Origin of the sequence: Pseudoalteromonas luteoviolacea S2607, assembly GCF_001625575.1 — a bacterium.
Classification (GTDB): domain Bacteria; phylum Pseudomonadota; class Gammaproteobacteria; order Enterobacterales; family Alteromonadaceae; genus Pseudoalteromonas; species Pseudoalteromonas luteoviolacea_E.
This window is the reverse complement of record NZ_AUXV01000007.1, coordinates 196,061-215,280: the sequence shown is the minus strand read 5'-3', so window position 1 is coordinate 215,280 and position 19,220 is coordinate 196,061. Positions and strand designations below refer to the sequence as shown.

The following is a 19,220-nucleotide window of genomic DNA, read 5'->3' as shown; positions in this document are numbered from 1 at the left end:
CTTCTTTATGCAATCTGTATCATTCGTAATAACCAAAAATAAGGATACACATATACATGCAGTACAATAAACTCCTTTTAACTTGGCTAACCGCCGCCATAATGAGTGTTTTTTTGTCCGGTTGTTCAAGCTGGGTTTATAGGATCAATGTTCCTCAGGGTAACTTTCTAGAGCAATCAGATATTGACAAGCTCAGAGTTCAAATGAGCAGAGAACAAGTAATGTACGTGCTTGGTACTCCTGTAGCCAAAGACGCTTTTGATTCTAGCAAGTGGCACTATAATTATGTCTTCAATATCGACCGTGACTCTGAGGTACGAAAAAGTTTAACGGTTTATTTTGAAAACGATAAGCTCGTAAGCATATCAGGCGATTTTGAAAAGCCAGCTGATTTCGATACCCCACTCGATCAGTGATCTTTTTGATGCGGCAGGTCAACACCTGCCGACAATAATTTAAACTCTCAGTTAACTGCTCATCACCGCTAAACACATCGTCACTGTAAACAGTGCTTGAATCGCTAAACTCAACCAGCTCAATGCACCAAGACACCTTAATGTAAAAGGTAACCTTGTGGTGGGAAATAACTTCCTACTCTTTAGCAATCGTGCAATTGCAAAGATAAACAAGGTACAACTGGATAACAGTATGATCATGGAAAGCTTATTTTCCCGCCCTGCATCGAAAAACAATGCCATTTGAACAGGCAACAACACTACAACCAAAGCTTTCAGCAAGTAGACTCTAAATATTCGCTGATACTTCGCTTCATCGCTGAGCTCTATAATACCGCGTTTCTCTAGATACTTCTTAGCACTCACCGATTGATTATCCGACGCTAAACGATATGGTGTACAACCCGAGATATCTGCCAATCTCGGATCCACCCCCATTCCCTCAACTATCTCTAGCATCGGCTTCGAATTTGAAAGCACCGCATAATGCATCAGGTTTCTGCCAAGATCGTCAAGTGACACCGCACAGTGAAAACTACTCAGCGCTTTTGCCGCGCTAACAAACCCTTTCTCAACTATCCACATCATCGCAGATTTACCGGCACTGTCTTTACCGTGCCCCTTAGCACCCTTGGCAATTAAAGACATCATGTTCGATTGCTTTGCCGTGCCCGACATCACTTGCTCAAGTAGTGCATTGTCTAATATATGCAGCAACTCTTCTTCATTGCATAAAAGATTGAGAAGCCCATCACAATCTTCACCTTCATTAAGCCTTTTAACAGCTTCCAACTGAGTTTGAGATAAGTTTTGCAATGCATTCTGATAACAAGCAGACAAGCTCTCTCGTGCGCTTGTTGCGCCATATATCCAAAATTCACAAGCTTGGGTAGGGGTCAGTTTAAAGTCCCCTTCAAGTAACCAAGCGAGTGTCTTATATTGTTGATTTTTTAGCAGCAAATCCGTAAATGAAACTTTCGATTGTAACTTTGCCTGAGCCTTAATACTCGAATATCGAGCTAAGCCACTTAGTAACTTACGTGTTAGCTCATCTTTACTCATTCCAGCTGCCGCAATGTGCTGAAGTAAATCAGCCACATACTGATGCTCTTCCACGCCATATTCATCAATATGTTGAAAAAAACAGGACTCAAAGGGGTCTAGTGGTTGAAGCCATGCTACGTAAAAAATCGGAGGCAATACCTGAGATACCACACCTTGTTCATCCTTAATAGCTTCACACTCTGGCCACGCCTCTAGGGCGTCTAAAATAAAGGCGCCATTGTCTTCAACAAGCCCTTTTAAAAGCAATGGGAACTGAGAAGGCCAAATTAAAACTTGCTCCATGGATGCACAAACCATTTATTAATCAGAAAAGAAGATGCTTTTGAAAGCCTGCAATCATTTGCATCACTTTCATTACCGCCGATCATACCAATTGTAAAATTAAAATGCTGCGAATATCTCACACTATTTACAATTATTATTGGTCGAACAATTAAAGTGATTTTAGTAGACTCTCACATGTGACTTCTAGAGTATTTATCAGAAGTTTACTTAACCTGAACAACATATGACATGAGAGCGACTAAATGGGTGAAGAAAAGCTAGAAACTTGGCAAATAATATTGATTATTGTCGCGGTACTTGGCTACATCATTGGTAATATCACGCTTTTGAAATACGCTACAAAATTCAACGTAAAAAGCAAAATCGACAAACAAATAAAAGGTGAAGAAGAAAAAAACCAGGAAGACCAACAAGACGCTAATCATCACAAAGATTAAGACAGAGGATCATCGCTAAGATCCCCTGTCGCGATTATTACCCTACCAACCAGTGAGCCATCAAGGCAATCACAGGCAAAGTCACTAGGGTTCTTAAAATAAATACTGCAAATAACTCAAAGATATTTACTGGTATTTTACTGCCCAAAAGTAACGCCCCAACTTCAGACATATAGATTAATTGAGTAACACTTAGCGCGGCCACAATAAAGCGAGTCACGTCACTTTCGATACTACCAGCCGCTAAAATTGACGGAATAAACATGTCGGCAAAGCCAACAACGATGGTTTCCGCTGCCTTTGCGGCTTCAGGCACTTGTAGTAACTCTAAATAAGGTATGAATGGCTGACCCAAGAATTGGAAAATAGGCGTTTCTTCTGCAATGATAAGCGCAAACGTACCCACAGCCATAACTACTGGCAGTACAGCAAACAGCATATCCAACGCGTTATAAACACCTTCTTTCGCTGTACCCTTCACGCCCGGTGCTTTGTGTGCCTTATCCAGCGCTACATCCAGCGCATGGCCAAATAATGTCTTTCCTTCTGGTACAAGCTCTGAGTCTTCGTTGTGAGTTGAGCCATCCACATACAGGTCTTTTTTGAAACTCAGTGGTGGTAACCTAGGTACTATAATTGCGGCAACAATCCCCGCAGCACATACAGTCAAATAAAATGGTGCAAATAAATGCTCAAGCTTTACTTGCCCAATCACGACCAAACAAAATGTAATCGATACGGCTGAAAAGGTTGTACCGATGATAGCAGCTTCTCTTTGCGTATAATGCTTGTCTTCATATTGGCGAGAAGTCATCAAAATACCAACACTACCGTCACCTAACCAAGATGCAACACAATTAACCGCACTGCGACCCGGAACACCAAATACAGGCCGCATTATTTTGGTCAATAACGTACCAACAAGTTCTAGTAAACCAAAGTTAAGCAATAATGGTAATAGCAAGCCGGCCAACACAAATACGGAAAACAGAACTGGTAATAAATCATTTAATACCAATGCCCCTGTGTATTTTGAATGGATTAATTCGGGACCCACTTGGAAGAATGTCATGATAATAAAGGTCATACCAAATAAACGCGTTGCAACCCACAGCCAGCTAACGTCAAACAAGTGTTTAACTAGGTCTATTTGTAGCAAAGGCTTTGGTTTAAATACTTTTACTACAACGCTTAAAACACCAGTAATGCAAACGATTGAAACAATCAATGCATGTATAATGGGTCCCGTAAACTCCTGCAGTGCTTTTGCAAGCTTTGCTATAGGAATGGTCATTGCTTCGCCATCGGGAACAGGTGTCATAAACAGAAAAACACCTATCAGCGACGGCACCAAAAAAGCGAACCAAGTTCGCCAATTCACTTGTGAAGAATGCGTTGTATCTGACATCATTTCTTTACCCACAAAAAAAAAGAAAAGAGCGAATGCTCTTTTCTGAACGACTTTAGCGGTTTGTAATTATATACTTAGTCCGCGGTTTCTTAACGCCTCAACAAGCCCCTGTTGAAGAGTTCCCATAGTAGCTGCATCCAGCACATTACGCTCTGCATCAAACCATGTTAGCGATGTTTGTTCATCATCTGTTGTACCAACTTTAATCGTATAGTCACCATCAGGGATAGCAAGAGCTGTCATTTCCTCGCCCCAGATAGAATCCCAGACACTGTTTTCTGGTGCTTCGTATCTCACCAGTACTTCATTGCTATCACTATCGATTCTGATAACAGTGAAATTGACCCTTTCTAGAAAGTTAGACAGTCTTTCCATCACCGTGTTGCGATCAGCCAGTGTAATAAGTGCTGCATTACCTTCGCTATCAAACCCAAGATCTAATGACAGTACACCCTGTTGCTTACGCATTTCAACTTGTAACAAGCGGTATTGATAATCAAACTCCGCAACCACTTCATTGATTGCCCGCACTTCTAGTTGTTGCTGTAAAAGTTCATTGAGAGGAACATCATCACTTTGATACTCGACAAGTTTAGCTTCCAAAGACGCTGTTCTCTGATGCTCTTTCTGAGTCAGTACAAATTCAAAACGTTGCCTTGATACTTCTGTCTCAGTTTCCCAAAACCAACCTTCTTCGGCCTTAATCAAAGAATACCAATCTGTCACGATTGTGCCTTGATTACGGTTATCTTCACTTATTCTGGCCTCGTGGTTGCTGATCACATTTTCAACAGCACGCCAAATAAAACCGTCTAACGATTCAATACCATCATTCTTATCAAAATAAATACGCGCCACATCTTCTTTGTCTTCAGCCCAGCTGCCTTTAGCCAGCGTCAGTACTTGCTGAGGTGGACGATAACCTTTAGCTTCTGAATCATTAGCATAAGTGGCAACACTCATTTTGAATTCTTGGTCTTGATAAGGTTGCTCAAGATCTGCTGGAACTTGCACAGCCTCGTGAACTCGATAGTTTTTCTTTTGATGAGCGTCGTTGGTAAAAACACTACAACCTGATAAACCAAGTACAACGCTTAGTGTTAGCGCTTTAGGGACCCAATACTGCACTAATAAAACTCCTTAGCAAACCCATTATATAATTATTCTTTCACTTAAGATTAAGGATTGCTGAAATGGTTCACTGCAAAACTCAATAATTTTGTTTTGGAGTGACAGATAATTTTTTCAAAAATTTGCACTATGTTACTTGGCAAACCCCGCAAACACAAGAATAGTAAGCCTGAATTGTACTAGGCACCCTACTGCCCTCATCTTCAGCGGTGGGACTCAGTATCAAACTGTGATAGTATTCGCCTTCATATAACTAAAAACCAGCCTCCATCACTCAATTTGGCAATGACTCACTAGGATGTCGAAATGACTACTTTTACTTCACACCAACTTGTTTTAACTGCTATCGGGGAAGATAGATCCGGTATAGTAAGCGAACTCACCCAGTTGGTGAGTGAAAGTAACTGCAATATCATAGATAGTCGAATCGCGATATTGGGTAACGAGTTTACGTTTATCATGTTGCTATCTGGCGACATGGCTGCAATTAGTCGGGTCGAACATACGCTTCCGGTTAAAAGCGTTGAGCTTGGTCTAATGACAATGATGAAGCGCACCTCAAGTCATACAGAAAATGAATATGGCGCAGGGTATACATTAGAATACTCAGGCTTAGACACTCAAGGTACACTCAGCCGCGTAACGCGTTTTTTTGCAGAGCAAAACATGAGTATTTGCTCCCTAAAATCGGATACTTATGAAGAGCAAGGTGAAATGCACATGAGCTGTCTTCTGGAGTTTAATACACCTTCAGAGTTAGACTTTGATAAATTTAAAGAAAAGTTTGAAGAACTTTCTGGTATTTCAAACGTACACTATGTTTTCAGACGCATTCGCTAAGGATCATAAATGAACACATTACAAGCAGGTGATAACGCACCTAGTTTTAAACTTGAAAATCAAAATGGTGAAACCGTAGAACTGAACACACTGCTTGGCGACAGCCAAGTATTGGTCTACTTTTACCCGAAAGCCCTAACACCTGGATGTACTGTTCAAGCAGAGCAACTACGCGACCATAAAGAGCAGCTTGCTCAATACAATACAGTTGCTGTAGGAATCAGCCCAGACCCTGTGAAAAAGTTAAAAAACTTCGAAACAAAAAAAGAATTAAACTTTGATCTCCTTTCAGATGAAGACCATGCCATTGCAGATGCATTTGGCGTATGGGGCTTAAAAAAGTTCATGGGTAAAGAGTACGATGGTATTCACCGCATCAGCTTCTTAGTGGGTAAAGACGGTAAAGTTAAGCACGTCTTCAATAAGTTTAAGACTAAAGAGCATCACCAAGTCGTTATCGACTACCTAGCAGAACAAGCATAAATAAAAACCCCAGCTATCTAGCTGGGGTTTTTATTTGGAAAGCAGTAAGTCTATGCTTGACGCGCTTCAAGCATCAAACGTTTCATATCTCTAACCGCTTTTTCTAAACCATCAATCGCTGCACGAGCAATAATGGCATGACCAATATTTAACTCGTAAATTTCAGGCATCTCAGCAATCGGCTTAATGTTGTGGTAATGAAGGCCGTGCCCTGCATTTACAATAATGCCTAAACCATGTGCATATTGCACACCTTCGCGAATACGTTCTAATTCTGCTTTTTGTTCGCTATCAGAATGCGCATCAGCATAAGCCCCAGTATGAATTTCAATGTAAGGCGCACCGGTCGCTTTTGCCGCATCAATCTGCGCTTTGTCTGCATCTATGAATAGCGACACTTTAATACCTGCCGCAGCGAGTTTCTCTACCGCATCAGTCACCTTTTGTTGATTACCGACAACGTCTAAACCACCCTCAGTAGTAAGTTCTTCACGCTTTTCTGGCACAAGGCAGACATACTCAGGTTTTACTTCACAGGCAATATCCAACATTTCATCCGTTACAGCAATCTCTAAGTTCATGCGTGTTTGAATTGTTTTTGCCATGACATAAACATCTCTATCCTGAATATGGCGACGATCTTCACGTAAATGAATAGTAATGCCATCAGCCCCTGCATGCTCGGCTACAGCCGCAGCGTGTGCCGGATCTGGGTAGCTAGTCCCACGCGCTTGTCTTAGCGTCGCAATATGGTCTACGTTAACACCCAATAAAATATCTTTCATTATTCTACCTTGGTTGAAATAATTCTCTGCTCTTCAGTGGCTTACTTCCAAGCAGTGGTTTTAATAAATATCGGCTCAGTGCTTTAGCCTGTCTTCTGGCTATTTGTGATTGATATTCACCTTGGCCAATAGAAAGGAGCGTCTTGCCAGAAAAGCTACGTTGAACATCTTCGCTCGGGCAAAACCCCACCTCACGCACAAATTGATAATATCTTGAGGCATCAATTGGTTCGCCAAACGCATCATAATCAAACTCGACACCAAAACCTAATTCACATAGTAATTGAAACTCATAGTTACGAAGTATTCCCTCGATTTGTTCATTCACCGTTGCTTTATCATGCTCGTTTGAGTTTACCACTGTTTGATTAGCTGCATATAGCTGCTTTAAGTGAGCTTGATATAACTCGAATGCATGATCCAAAGGCTCATTTGTTGGAATAATACGATGCGATAGCTCATTTAAATAAAAGCCGCAATAGAGATGAATACCTTTAAATAATAATGGTGGAGTGTGAAGTTCAAAATCGTTCAGGTATTTTAAATCATACTTGCCAGCAAATCTTATCAGCAAGCATGTGAAAGGTTGCAAAGACGCATTTTGCCTAAGCGCCCTCTTACCTTTTATACGGGCAACCATGGAAAGTTGCCCGATGCCTTCGACCAGCATATTTAGCATCACTTGCGAGTCTCTATATGGTCGCCGATGCAGCAAATATGCTTGCCGAAAGTCGCTATCCAATCAATCTTCTCCGTACCCTAAGCTGCGAAGTGCACGCTCATCGTCTGCCCAGCCAGATTTCACTTTTACCCACAACTCCAAGAATACCTTGTTATCAAGCATGTCTTCTAAGTCTTTTCTTGCTTCACGGCCGATCACTTTGAGCTTTTCGCCTTTATTGCCGATCACCATGCGTTTTTGTGACTGTCTCTCGACGAGTATTAATGCATTAATTTGCCAAACGCCATTGTCTTGCCACTTAAATTGCTCAATTTCTACAGTTACAGAGTAAGGTAACTCATCACCCATAAAACGCATTAGTTTTTCGCGGACAATCTCAGCCGCTAAAAAGCGCATAGAGCGGTCGGTAACATAATCATCTGGGAAGTAAAATTCGCACTCGGGTAAACGGCTTTTAACTTCCTCTTTGACCATATCAATGTTCTTACCTATTTTGGCAGACACAGGCACGATCCCAATGAACTCGTGTTGTTCACTAAGCCACTGCATATGGTGTAGGATGGCTTCTTTGTCTTTAACTTGATCGCTCTTATTCATCACAACCAAAACTGGACGGCCACTTTCTTTCACCTTGTTAAGTACCATTTCATCGTCTTGGTTCCATAACGTTCCCTCAACGACAAAAATGATAAGCTCAACATCACCGATAGAGCTACTCGCGGCACGGTTCATCAACCGATTAATAGCCCGCTTTTCTTCAATGTGTAATCCTGGTGTATCCACATAGACAGCTTGATAGTTATCTTCAGTATGGATCCCCATAATACGGTGCCTCGTCGTTTGCGGTTTACGAGACGTGATACTCACTTTTTGTTCAACAATCTTGTTCAACAATGTAGATTTACCGACATTTGGTCGACCAACAATGGCCACCATGCCGCAATGGGTATTAGGATTCATCTTTTAAAATCTTCAATGCTTGTTCAGCGGCTTTTTGCTCAGCCTTACGACGCGAGCTACCGACAGAGATAATGCTATCCATCCCTTTAACAGAGCACTCCACCGTGAATGTCTGGTTGTGTGCCTGCCCTTTTGTATCAATCACTTGATAAGCAGGTAAAGGCAACTTTCTGGCCTGTAGGTATTCCTGTAACAGCGTTTTAGGATCCTTTTGGTTATGACCCGGAGAGATTGCTTCTAAACGGCTTTGATACCATTGTAATACAAGCGCCTTACAGGTCTCGATGTCTGAATCTAAAAACACCGCGCCAATAATCGCTTCCACAGCATCTGCCAATGTAGATTCACGGCGATAACCACCACTTTTAAGCTCACCTGGACCTAGGCGTAAATAATCACCTAAGCCAAATTCAACGCCAAATTCTGCAAGTGTCTGCCCTCGAACAAGCGTTGAACGCATGCGGCTTAAATCACCCTCTCGCGCTTTTGGAAACTTATGATACAACGCATCTGCGATGACAAAGCTTAAAATAGAATCGCCTAGAAATTCTAGGCGCTCGTTATGTTGACCTTTGTGGCTACGATGAGTCATGGCCTGCTCAAGCAAGCCTTGATCTGCAAAATCGTAACCGATTTTTTTATATAACTCTGTGACGTTCTTTTTCATTGTTACTGAATATTACCTAGGCGTTCAAAACGAACCCCTGTTGGAACCCAGCTTGGTAACAAGCTATCAGGGCCATTCTCAAAATCAAAACTCATCCAGATGAATACAGCTTTACCTACTAAGTTCTCTTTAGGAACAAAGCCCCACATACGGCTGTCTTGGCTATTGTTTCGGTTATCGCCCATGGCGAAATAGCTGTTTTCTGGTACGACCCATTCGTCTCGGCGTGTTCCAGCTTGCTGGTAGTAACGCTCTGACAATTCTAAAGCTTTCGGATTAATTAAAATGTCGTGCTCAACATCTGGTAAAGATTCTGTCAAACGTACTAGTGGCATAGAGCCTTGCTTAAATTCATCTCGATTCACAATTTCTACGTCAATCTTATTGAATTCACCACACACCAACCCATCTCGGTTTTGCTCACCTTCTTCACATTTTGGATTAATGAAAAGCTGGCGATTACGGTAGACTATACGGTCTCCCGGTAAACCGACAATACGCTTGATAAAGTCAATACGCTCGTCCAAAGGAAATTTGAATACGGCAATATCACCACGTTTAGGGTCTTCAACATCGACAAGTTGAGAACGCCAAACAGGGTCTTTAATACCGTATGCATATTTTTGAACGAGAATGAAGTCTCCATCCAACAATGTTGGCATCATTGAGCCTGACGGAATTTGAAAAGGCTCGAAGATAAACGATCTAAATACCGTGATCGCCGCTATCATTGGAAAAATAGACTTCGCACTATCAGTTATGGCAGGCACTGGCGCAATTTGATCGATAACTTCTTGATCAAGTGGTTGCTCTGAAGCTCCTTGGGCAAGCGCAATACGCTCCTTACGCTTTGGTGCATAAACTAAGTGATCTATCAACCAGATCAGGCCCGATCCCAAAGTTAACAGCACGAGAAAGACCGAAAAATAACCTGCCATAAATAATAATTCCTGTTACTTACCTACTTTTAATATCGCAAGGAACGCATCTTGAGGTACTTCAACATTACCTAACTGTTTCATACGCTTCTTACCTTCTTTTTGCTTCTGCAATAGCTTTTTCTTACGACTCACGTCACCACCATAACACTTGGCGATTACGTTTTTACGTAACTGCTTAACAGTAGTACGTGCGATTACATGATTACCAATTGCGGCTTGAATAGCAATATCGAACATTTGTCTTGGAATAAGTTCTCTTAACGCTTCTGCCAATTGACGGCCACGGCTCTGAGAGTTATCGCGGTGCACGATGATCGCCAAAGCGTCGACTCTATCACCGTTAATCAGAATGTCACAGCGTACCATGTCAGATACTTGGAAACGCTTGAAGTTGTAATCTAATGATGCAAAACCACGGCTAGTCGATTTTAATTTATCAAAGAAATCCATTACCACTTCAGCCATAGGTAATTCATAAGTGACTGCAACCTGATTACCATGGTAACTCATCTTCGTCTGCATACCGCGTTTTTCAACACACAAGGTGATGACATTACCAAGATACTCCTGAGGTACAAGAATATTTGCTTCAACGATTGGCTCGCGAATTTCAATAATGTCATTAACTGGTGGTAAATCAGACGGGTTATCGATTTGAATAACACCATCTTTGGTTTCTACTTCATAGACCACGGTTGGCGCAGTGGTGATAAGGTCCATGTCATATTCACGCTCTAGACGCTCTTGGATGATCTCCATGTGCAGCATACCTAAGAAGCCACAACGGAAACCAAAGCCCAGTGCCGTCGAGTTTTCAGGCTCGAAGAACAAAGATGCGTCGTTCAAGCTCAGTTTATTCAGTGCATCACGGAAGTTTTCATAATCATCTGAAGAAATCGGGAACATACCTGCATAAACTTGCGGCTTCACTTTCTGGAAGCCCGGCAGTGTTTCTTCTGCAGGCGTTTTTGCAAGGGTTATCGTATCACCAACTGGTGCACCATGGATGTCTTTAATACCGGCGATGATAAAGCCAACTTCACCACTTGTTAGTACACCCGTGTCGGTTTGCTTAGGCGTGAAAATACCAATTTTATCTACGATATGAACTTGATCCGTAGACATAATTTTGATTTTTTCACCTTTACGTAGTTGACCGTGCTTAATGCGCACAAGTGATACAACCCCTTGGTAAGGGTCAAACCATGAATCGATGATCAAAGCTTGCAGAGGTTTATTCACATCCCCCTCTGGCGGTGGGATCTCCTTTACAATCTCTTCAAGAACGGCATCAATACCAATACCGGTCTTCGCACTACACTGAACCGCTTCTAGCGCATCAATACCAACAATTTCTTCGATTTCTTCTGCAACACGCAGAGGATCGGCCTGTGGTAAGTCAATCTTATTCAGAATTGGAACGACTTCTAAGTCCATTTCAATTGCTGTGTAACAATTAGCAAGTGTTTGTGCCTCTACACCTTGACCGGCATCGACAACTAATAATGCACCTTCACAGGCAGCCAAAGAACGGGATACTTCATAAGTGAAGTCGACGTGTCCTGGTGTGTCGATAAAGTTTAACTGATAAGTTTCGCCATCTTGCGCTTTATAGTTCAGGGTTACACTTTGCGCCTTGATAGTAATACCACGCTCACGCTCAAGTTCCATTGAATCCAGTACTTGCTGCTGCATTTCGCGGTCTGACAAGCCACCGCATACCTGGATTAAGCGGTCCGAAAGTGTCGATTTTCCATGATCTATATGGGCTATAATTGAAAAGTTACGGATATGCTTCATATACTGGATTCTAAACTTCTGTTATTCACAAATAGAGATTAAACGCCGATTTTACAATTTATTTGAGTTAATCACCATCTATTTGCGTTACTGGAAGGCTAATTGGATAAATTTTTATCACTTTTACGTCGTGTTTTAGGCTTTGCCCCTTCTTTTTCGCTATCAGAAAGCCTAAAAATGCAAAAACAGTTGCACTGGCTATTTGGCCACCTTCAGACAGAGAAAACAAAAGTAAGGCACTAAACATGCCTATGAATGCCATAATGAGGGGCATTAAATACACCCAAAGTGCATGTTGGACCACCTGACTATCATCGAGTGCCAGTTTCACTTTTTGACCGACTTGAAGAGGTTCAGTAAGAGGGATTGGAAATGCTTTTTTGTGGGTGCCGAATAGTTTGCTAAATACTTGAGAGCCACACTTGCCATTGCAACCCTCGCAAGCTGGTTTCTGCTCGGAAACCAGCCATGCAGTTTTGTCTTTAAGCGCCGAGACAGTTAATGTTTGCTCAATCATAGAGGACGCTTAACAGATTCAGCTATCGCCTTTGCGGTGTCAACTGGCACTTTACCAACAACGGATACATCAAACGCACCCGCATTGTGAACGTAGACAGTCGTTGCGCCAGAGGTCAATGCTCCACTGGCTCTTTGTCCAGAAAGCGGTCTTTGCACAAAAACTGATATCTCAACTAAACCATCTGAATAAAGAAAGTAGTCTGCTAGCTCATTATTTAAATCCAACTTATGTCTGTCAGATTTTAATAACTTAAACCCTTTAGGTAGCCAAGCTATCTGCCAGTTATTCTGCTGTTTAGCCTTCGCCTGTAACTCTGTACTTGAAGAAGGTTGAGGGAATTCACGCTCATGTAATTCTAAAAGTTGACTTGCCGGTTTCTCCGTCACGCTAATGTGTGTTAATTGCAATTGCTCTAATACTTCAGAGCGCTGATTCACATAGGCGGCTTTTAATAACAACGCTGACTGCAAATCAACCCATAGCCAATAGTTGTATTTGTTCTCGTCTTTAGCGACCAGACGAACTAATTGTGCAGGGCGACCCGCAATGCGCTCTTTTCCGCCAAGGACAAACTCATAGCTTTCGTTTAGTGCATCGATATCACGAAGTAAAACTTCTGGGATAGGACCTGCAATAGCATCTGTATTAACTGAATATGGATCGGTTTGAGGTTCAAAGTAAGTAACAACGTCATCTACCCTAACTACTTCAAGCCCAGCACCGTTCAACAGCGTTAAAATTTCTAGGTCTGTTTGCTCCACTTGGCCATGGATCCACCTATAAGGTTCCATGCCTTTTCCTTTGACGACAACAAAAGAGGCATCAAAGTTACGTTCTTGCACAGCTAGTGACATATCTTTGAGTAACTGGCGTGCATTAACCGTTTCGTTGGCATAAATCTGAGTTGTTAAAAACAAGCTCAGTACTACCGAGAGCCATTTCATCAAGGTTTATTTTTCCTCTTGCTGTTCCTTTTCTGCTTGAGCAGTATTTTGCGAAAGCGCATGCGCCATTCTAGACTGACGCTGATGCTCAAGTACTAACGCACCGATGCGTTGTTTTTGTAGCTCTCTAAGCCCTTGCTCAGCGGATTGCAGCGCTGGCTGCTCTGACGAAAAACTCACAGGGGCTACAGAGCCTGTCAATGGTGTAGATTGTAACACAGGAGACTGTGTATCAACCGCATTTTGTGGCATAAAGTTATTCACCCCAACCACCGTACATAAGGCAACACTCGCCGCAATGGCGACTTGCGATATTGGACGGCGCCAAAATGACATTTGAACCACTTTTTTATCGTCACCTTGTTTTGCAGTCTCGGTCTCAGTTGCGTTGTAAACAGGCTCATCGGCAAGTGCTGCTGCAACACTTGAAGTGATATCAATACATGGTGTCGACTGCTCTTTTTGGCGCATTACATCGCCAATCAATGCGTAGCGAGCAAACTTTTGCGCATCTAACTGCGATTGGTTGCTCCCATTTAATGCACATTCTCCGTCTAAAATCTCCGACGTCACTTCTTCATTGTTCACATTAAACTTTGACTGCGTCATTTAATTTTTACCTATGAGTGGGTTAATATTTTTATCTATCGCTTCTCGAGCCCTAAAAATACGAGATCTCACCGTGCCAACTGGGCACTCCATAATCACGGCTATCTCTTCATAGCTCATACCTTCGATTTCTCTTAAGGTAATGGCTGTTTTTAAGTCATCGGGTAATTCTTCTATCGTTCGAAAAATCACAGCTTTGATTTCGTCACTAAGGAGCAAACTCTCTGGAGAAGCATTAGATCTTAACTGCTCCGCGCCATCATAAACTTCCGCTTCCTCAGCATCTATATCACTTGCAGGCGCCTTACGGCCCTGAGATACCAAATAATTCTTAGAGCAGTTTACAGCTATCCTGTATAACCAAGTATAAAAAGCACTGTCCCCTCTAAAGTTGGGTAAAGCTCTATATGCTTTAATGAATGCTTCTTGTGCCACATCGGCAACATCACCTGAGTTAGATACATAACGAGATATCAACGCCGCTACCTTATTTTGATACTTGGCAACCAGTAGGTTGAAGGCGTTCTTATCTCCTTGCTGAACTTTTCTAACTAATTCTAAATCCAAATCCTGCTCGTTCATTCGAGCCGGTACTCCTCTTTGTTATTACTTGTTTTTGCGCATTGTTGCCATCATTTTACAGCTAGTCTGACTGCACCATGAATAAAAAGTTCTGTTTTTTTAATATTTTTTTTAAAATAGTACGTATTACTTCGTCCTAGACGATACACAACTACTATTTTTATCGCTAATAAAGCTTGCTTAATTGATATATGATGATAGTTCACAAAGTAGTTGTTATGAAACTTTAAACGCTAAGAACCACTAACATGAAGAAAAAAATGCAGCATCAGACAGATGTTATTATTGTCGGTAGCGGCGCCGCTGGACTCAGCCTCGCGCTTTCTTTGGCCAACCACTGCCAAGTGACTGTAATCAGTAAAGGTGACCTTAAAGAAGGCTCAACCCTTTATGCACAAGGTGGCATTGCTGCGGTATTCGACAAAAAAAATGACAGCATTGAGTCTCATGTTGAGGACACATTGGCTGCAGGCGGTGGGTTATGTGACAGAGAAGCTGTTCACTACACAGCATCAAATGCAAAGAAGTGCTTAAAATGGCTTATCGAACAAGGTGTGCCATTTGATATGGAGTTCGACAGCAAGGGGAAAGAGCGCTATCACCTCACCCGAGAGGGTGGACACAGTCATAGGCGTATTCTGCATGCCGCTGATGCAACTGGAAAGGCTGTGCAAACAACATTGGTTGAACGCGTACTTGAAAACCCCAATATTACAGTTCTTGAGCAGTACAATGCCATAGATTTAATTACAGAAAAGAGTGTCGACCCTAAGCGCGTAAAAGGCTTATATGTATACAACCGTAAGCAAAATCGAGTAGAGTCCATCGCGGCAAAGTTTGTGGCACTTGCAACTGGTGGGGCGAGTAAGGTCTATCTTTATACGTCGAACCCAGATGTCTCCAGTGGTGATGGTATTGCAATGGCTTGGCGCGCTGGCTGTCGAGTTGCAAATATGGAATTTAATCAATTTCACCCAACTAGTTTGTACCATCCAGAACTGCAAAACTTTTTAATTACCGAAGCAATGCGCGGTGAAGGAGCTCACTTAAAGCGCCCAGATGGCAGCCGCTTTATGCCCGACTTTGATGAACGCGAAGAGCTCGCACCACGTGATGTCGTTGCTCGCGCAATCGACTATGAAATGAAACGCCTCGGCGCAAACTGCGTTTACCTTGATATTTCACATAAAAACAAAGATTTCATTATTGAACACTTCCCTACTATTTACGCCAAGTGTTTAAGTGTGGGACTTGATATTACTAAAGAACCTATTCCGGTAGTGCCAGCAGCGCATTATACCTGCGGTGGAGTAATGACTGACTTTAATGGCAAAACCGACATCAGTAATCTGTATGCTGTTGGCGAAGTGGCTTATACGGGGCTGCATGGCGCTAACCGGATGGCCAGTAACTCCTTGCTCGAATGTATTGTTTTCGCGCATGCCGCTGCCCAGGATATTCTTGCCAACATCGGTGGTCATTCTGATCTTCAGGAATTGAAGCCTTGGGATGAAAGCCAAGTGTGTGACTCTGATGAAGAAGTCGTCATTACCCATAATTGGCATGAGCTTAGACTGTTTATGTGGGATTACGTCGGTATTGTTCGCTCAACTAAACGCCTTGAGCGTGCCTTACGACGTGTAGAACTATTGCAACAAGAAATCCAAGAGTACTATGCGAACTTTAGAGTAAGTAATAACTTACTAGAGCTTCGAAACTTAGTGCAAGTAGCTGAATTAATTATCAGAAGCGCACTCGCCAGACCGGAGAGTCGAGGGCTGCATTACACAATTGACTTTCCTGAACAAAAACAAGATCCGCAACCCACCATACTGAAACCTAAAAAGTAGTCTTTTATTGGCTTGCCAGCAAAATGCGATTGAAGTGAGACCAACTTGCTTCATCCATCGCGCTGGCAATAAAAACCATGCGAACGGCGCCATTATCTGTTTGTAAAGTAATCACGAGTATGTTTGCGTATCGCCGAGCAGATGCTACCTCACCTTGTACTTCTACTGCCGCACCACTGATCAGCAACCATGTCGTACCTTCTTGAATTTGAATGATACCGTGCTCAGGCATTGCACGGTGTATGCGTTTTTTCGCATCCATAAAGCCCAGACTGCAAAGTATAATTCCTAGCCACCAAATGTTTGGGGAAAACAAAAGCAAGGCAAACCAAAGGCATAAAAAAAAGACCACAACGATTTTGTGGTCTAGGATGTTATTTTTAAATTCGATACTAAACGCGGACCCGGTCAAGAATAAATTGCACCATTTGGCTTAAATCGGCGTATGGACACTTTTCATGCCCCATAAACCACGCGAATAAGTCGGGGTCTTCCACTTCCAATAAACGCTGAAAAACCATTTTGTCTTCATCACTGAGCTGATCATAAGCTTCTTCTACAAAAGGCTCTAGCAATACATCTAGCTCTAACATGCCCCTGCGACATGCCCACTTAATACGTGATTTAGGATACAATTGGGCCATATTAGCGGCATTCCTCTTGTTTTAATTACTCGAATATCGCACCCAGTATAACCGATACTTTAAACGCTTTAAAATTCTATCTGATAATGTTTGACCTTGATCACCCTCTGAACACAGACCTCAGTTGAGTACAACTTCATCAGTATTAAGAATAGTTGTCATTTGATCTTGCTTTTGCCTACCTCACTCCCCATTAATCAGGTAACATATCGAAAACAAAATATTCAGGATCAGTAAGATGGCCAAAGCATATCAACTCCCTTTTAAACTGCTCTCAATATCAGGAGCTGACAAACTCAGCTACCTGCATGGTCAGGTCACGCAAGATATAAATTTAGTTAAAGACAACAACTTCTTGTGGACTGGACATTGTAGTCCAAAAGGTAAACTTTGGTCCGCTATGCGAGTTTTTTCGCTAAATGGAAATTATCTCTTGTTGGGTTCTCAACAAGAAGCAGAGGCATCACATCGTGAACTCAACAAATATGGCGTATTTGCCAATGTCGATATCGCGATGTCGGATCATCTATGTTTTGGGATACTGAGTGATAAGTTAGATGACTTGTGTACAACTTTGGGACTGCAATTCAATGACGATGAAAACGCATGCAATTTCGGCACAGGTAAAGCACTTAAACTAGATAGCAATCGCCTTATATTGATCTTGGAAGCAAATCAAACCCTACCTGAGTCATTGGAGTTAGAGTCAGATCCATCTCAGTTTGAAATTGCAGGCATTGTCGCAGGTGAGCCACAACTGAATGACAACGTCATCGATGAGTTTGTGCCCCAGATGGTCAACTTACAAGCCTTGAATGGCATAAGCTTTAAAAAGGGCTGCTATACTGGTCAAGAAACCGTGGCTCGTATGCGTTATCTGGGTAAGAACAAACGCGCAATGTTTATTGTACATGGTGAGTCTCAAGAGCCTATTCAATGTCAAGATATTGAAATGCAGCTTGAACAAGACAATTGGCGTAGAGCAGGCAAAGTCATTCATCAATCTTATGATACGCAGGCACACGTTTACTATGCACTCGCGGTATTGCCAAATGATTTACAGCAATCAGCGGTATTGAGGCCTAAAGACAACTCCTCTGTAACGCTACATATAAAGGCTTTGCCTTACTCTATAGAAGATAATTAACGGAAAAACTATGAAAATTGCCCAAAATACTGTGGTCAAAATGCATTACTCTGTTCTGGACGACGACCAAAACAGCATTGATAACACGTTCGATGAAGAACCGCTTGAGTTTATCATTGGAACGGGCTTTCTTATTAAAGGCTTAGAGGATGCACTTATCGATAAACAAGCTGGCGATCAGGTCAGTGTTACTGTCGAACCAGAGCAAGGCTACGGTATAAGAAATGACAACCTTACCCAAGCGGTTCCAAAAAGTATGTTTGAAGGTATCGAAGTCGAAGTGGGTATGCAATTTCGTGCCACAACGGATGAAGGTGAACAAGCTGTTATCGTAATCGGTGTGGAAGAAGACGAAGTCATCGTAGATGGCAACCATCCTCTTGCGGGCATCACGTTACACTTTGATGTTGAGATCTTAGAGGTGCGCACAGCAACTGACGAAGAGCTAGCACATGGCCATGTGCATAGTGTGGATGGGTGCGGTCACGACCACTAAAAAAAGCGCCTATAGGGCGCTTTTTTCTTCTTTAATTTCTGCTACTTTACTGTCTTCTTTTACTTTCTCTTTCAAAGCTTCTAACAGCCCCTGTTGATCTGCTGTGCCTAATCTATATTTAGTGCCATCTAACATACTAACTTCTATTGCTTTGAACCCAGATACGCTATACACCCAGCCGTCATGCGAAATACGCATGCCAATCCCATGACGAAACGAATTAGTTACCGCTTTAACTTCATCAATGTCACCAAAGCGCAATGTTTTCTTGGCAATGCCAGGGCCAAACCACCAGCGCAATTGCTTACCCTGAGGATCTACTTCAATTGTTAAACCATAAAAGAAAAAAGCAACCAGCACCAAAATAATGCCAAAAGCCAATACACCGAGGTTATGCCCAAGTAGCACAGCCCCCATTACTACAAATGTGCTTAACCAAGCTAAGATTCCCCAGATCGCCCAAGCGAGTTGTGTCTTCTGATACAT

The 19,220-nt window shown here is 42.3% G+C and carries 23 protein-coding genes; 7 read left to right on the top strand and 16 right to left on the bottom strand.

Annotation, left to right across the window (positions count from 1 at the left end; translation table 11 throughout):
* The first annotated feature begins 56 nt into the window (after positions 1-56).
* Complete coding sequence (locus tag N480_RS06500) at positions 57-416, top strand: outer membrane protein assembly factor BamE (protein WP_063371708.1); 360 nt, start codon at positions 57-59, stop codon at positions 414-416.
* Between the two features lie 51 nt (positions 417-467).
* On the opposite strand, the gene N480_RS06495 is transcribed toward N480_RS06500, so the two are convergent.
* Complete coding sequence (locus tag N480_RS06495) at positions 468-1,802, bottom strand: ankyrin repeat domain-containing protein (protein ID WP_063371707.1); 1,335 nt, start codon at positions 1,800-1,802, stop codon at positions 468-470.
* A 245-nt stretch (positions 1,803-2,047) separates the two neighbouring features.
* Here N480_RS06495 and N480_RS06490 point away from each other — a divergent pair, with 245 nt between their 5' ends.
* The gene (locus N480_RS06490; RefSeq protein ID WP_063371706.1) at positions 2,048-2,242 is read left to right on the top strand and encodes a DUF2897 family protein; all 195 of its coding nucleotides are present in this window, start codon (positions 2,048-2,050) and stop codon (positions 2,240-2,242) included.
* A gap of 37 nt (positions 2,243-2,279) precedes the next feature.
* Here the strand turns inward: N480_RS06490 and N480_RS06485 are convergent, their stop codons facing one another.
* Positions 2,280-3,650 (bottom strand): YjiH family protein, encoded by a 1,371-nt coding sequence (locus N480_RS06485; protein ID WP_063371790.1) that lies wholly within the window; start codon positions 3,648-3,650, stop codon positions 2,280-2,282.
* Between the two features lie 69 nt (positions 3,651-3,719).
* A complete protein-coding gene (gene bamC, locus N480_RS06480; protein WP_063371705.1) occupies positions 3,720-4,781 on the bottom strand; it encodes an outer membrane protein assembly factor BamC in 1,062 nt (353 codons plus the stop codon).
* Between the two features lie 309 nt (positions 4,782-5,090).
* Between bamC and N480_RS06475 the strand changes: the two genes are divergently transcribed.
* Positions 5,091-5,624 (top strand): glycine cleavage system protein R, encoded by a 534-nt coding sequence (locus N480_RS06475; RefSeq protein WP_063371704.1) that lies wholly within the window; start codon positions 5,091-5,093, stop codon positions 5,622-5,624.
* Positions 5,625-5,633: 9 nt separating this feature from the next.
* On the top strand, positions 5,634-6,107 hold the full coding sequence (gene bcp / locus N480_RS06470) for a thioredoxin-dependent thiol peroxidase (RefSeq protein WP_063371703.1): 474 nt from the start codon (positions 5,634-5,636) through the stop codon (positions 6,105-6,107).
* Between the two features lie 50 nt (positions 6,108-6,157).
* Here the strand turns inward: bcp and pdxJ are convergent, their stop codons facing one another.
* The 10 genes from pdxJ to rpoE all read right to left on the bottom strand — a co-directional run bounded on the left by pdxJ (position 6,158) and on the right by rpoE (position 14,597).
* On the bottom strand, positions 6,158-6,892 hold the full coding sequence (gene pdxJ, locus N480_RS06465; protein WP_063371702.1) for a pyridoxine 5'-phosphate synthase: 735 nt from the start codon (positions 6,890-6,892) through the stop codon (positions 6,158-6,160).
* A 4-nt stretch (positions 6,893-6,896) separates the two neighbouring features.
* Positions 6,897-7,634 (bottom strand): DNA repair protein RecO, encoded by a 738-nt coding sequence (recO, locus tag N480_RS06460; protein WP_063371701.1) that lies wholly within the window; start codon positions 7,632-7,634, stop codon positions 6,897-6,899.
* Entirely contained in the window at positions 7,635-8,534 is a 900-nt protein-coding gene (gene era / locus N480_RS06455; protein ID WP_063355167.1) for a GTPase Era, read from the bottom strand. It lies immediately after the preceding gene.
* Positions 8,524-9,201 carry a ribonuclease III gene (gene rnc / locus N480_RS06450; protein WP_063371700.1) on the bottom strand — a complete coding sequence of 226 codons (678 nt, stop codon included), beginning with the start codon at positions 9,199-9,201 and terminating at the stop codon, positions 8,524-8,526. The genes era and rnc overlap by 11 nt, the downstream gene beginning before the upstream one ends.
* A 2-nt stretch (positions 9,202-9,203) precedes the next feature.
* Positions 9,204-10,139 (bottom strand): signal peptidase I, encoded by a 936-nt coding sequence (lepB, locus tag N480_RS06445; RefSeq protein WP_063371699.1) that lies wholly within the window; start codon positions 10,137-10,139, stop codon positions 9,204-9,206.
* Between the two features lie 15 nt (positions 10,140-10,154).
* Positions 10,155-11,942, bottom strand: a complete 1,788-nt coding sequence (gene lepA, locus N480_RS06440; RefSeq protein WP_063371698.1) for a translation elongation factor 4 — start codon at positions 11,940-11,942, stop codon at positions 10,155-10,157.
* A gap of 67 nt (positions 11,943-12,009) precedes the next feature.
* Positions 12,010-12,459 carry a SoxR reducing system RseC family protein gene (locus tag N480_RS06435; RefSeq protein ID WP_063371697.1) on the bottom strand — a complete coding sequence of 150 codons (450 nt, stop codon included), beginning with the start codon at positions 12,457-12,459 and terminating at the stop codon, positions 12,010-12,012.
* A complete protein-coding gene (locus N480_RS06430) occupies positions 12,456-13,406 on the bottom strand; it encodes a MucB/RseB C-terminal domain-containing protein (protein WP_063371696.1) in 951 nt (316 codons plus the stop codon). Before N480_RS06430 ends, N480_RS06435 begins: the two co-directional genes overlap by 4 nt.
* Before the next feature lie 6 nt (positions 13,407-13,412).
* Complete coding sequence (locus tag N480_RS06425) at positions 13,413-14,015, bottom strand: sigma-E factor negative regulatory protein (protein WP_063371695.1); 603 nt, start codon at positions 14,013-14,015, stop codon at positions 13,413-13,415.
* The gene (gene rpoE / locus N480_RS06420) at positions 14,016-14,597 is read right to left on the bottom strand and encodes an RNA polymerase sigma factor RpoE (protein WP_063371694.1); all 582 of its coding nucleotides are present in this window, start codon (positions 14,595-14,597) and stop codon (positions 14,016-14,018) included.
* Between the two features lie 248 nt (positions 14,598-14,845).
* Here rpoE and nadB point away from each other — a divergent pair, with 248 nt between their 5' ends.
* Complete coding sequence (nadB, locus tag N480_RS06415) at positions 14,846-16,447, top strand: L-aspartate oxidase (protein WP_063371693.1); 1,602 nt, start codon at positions 14,846-14,848, stop codon at positions 16,445-16,447.
* Between the two features lie 4 nt (positions 16,448-16,451).
* Here the strand turns inward: nadB and N480_RS06410 are convergent, their stop codons facing one another.
* Together N480_RS06410 and N480_RS06405 are read right to left on the bottom strand one after the other, a co-directional pair.
* Positions 16,452-16,709: a hypothetical protein gene (locus N480_RS06410; RefSeq protein WP_063371692.1), complete on the bottom strand. Its 258-nt coding sequence runs from the start codon at positions 16,707-16,709 to the stop codon at positions 16,452-16,454.
* A gap of 130 nt (positions 16,710-16,839) precedes the next feature.
* A complete protein-coding gene (locus tag N480_RS06405; RefSeq protein ID WP_063371691.1) occupies positions 16,840-17,091 on the bottom strand; it encodes a succinate dehydrogenase assembly factor 2 in 252 nt (83 codons plus the stop codon).
* Between the two features lie 238 nt (positions 17,092-17,329).
* Between N480_RS06405 and N480_RS06400 the strand changes: the two genes are divergently transcribed.
* Together N480_RS06400 and N480_RS06395 are read left to right on the top strand one after the other, a co-directional pair.
* A complete protein-coding gene (locus N480_RS06400) occupies positions 17,330-18,238 on the top strand; it encodes a YgfZ/GcvT domain-containing protein (RefSeq protein WP_063371690.1) in 909 nt (302 codons plus the stop codon).
* Positions 18,239-18,248: 10 nt separating this feature from the next.
* Complete coding sequence (locus N480_RS06395) at positions 18,249-18,734, top strand: FKBP-type peptidyl-prolyl cis-trans isomerase (RefSeq protein ID WP_063371689.1); 486 nt, start codon at positions 18,249-18,251, stop codon at positions 18,732-18,734.
* A gap of 9 nt (positions 18,735-18,743) precedes the next feature.
* Here the strand turns inward: N480_RS06395 and N480_RS06390 are convergent, their stop codons facing one another.
* Positions 18,744-19,220, bottom strand: coding sequence for a hypothetical protein (locus tag N480_RS06390; RefSeq protein ID WP_063371688.1), 477 nt, complete (start codon positions 19,218-19,220; stop codon positions 18,744-18,746).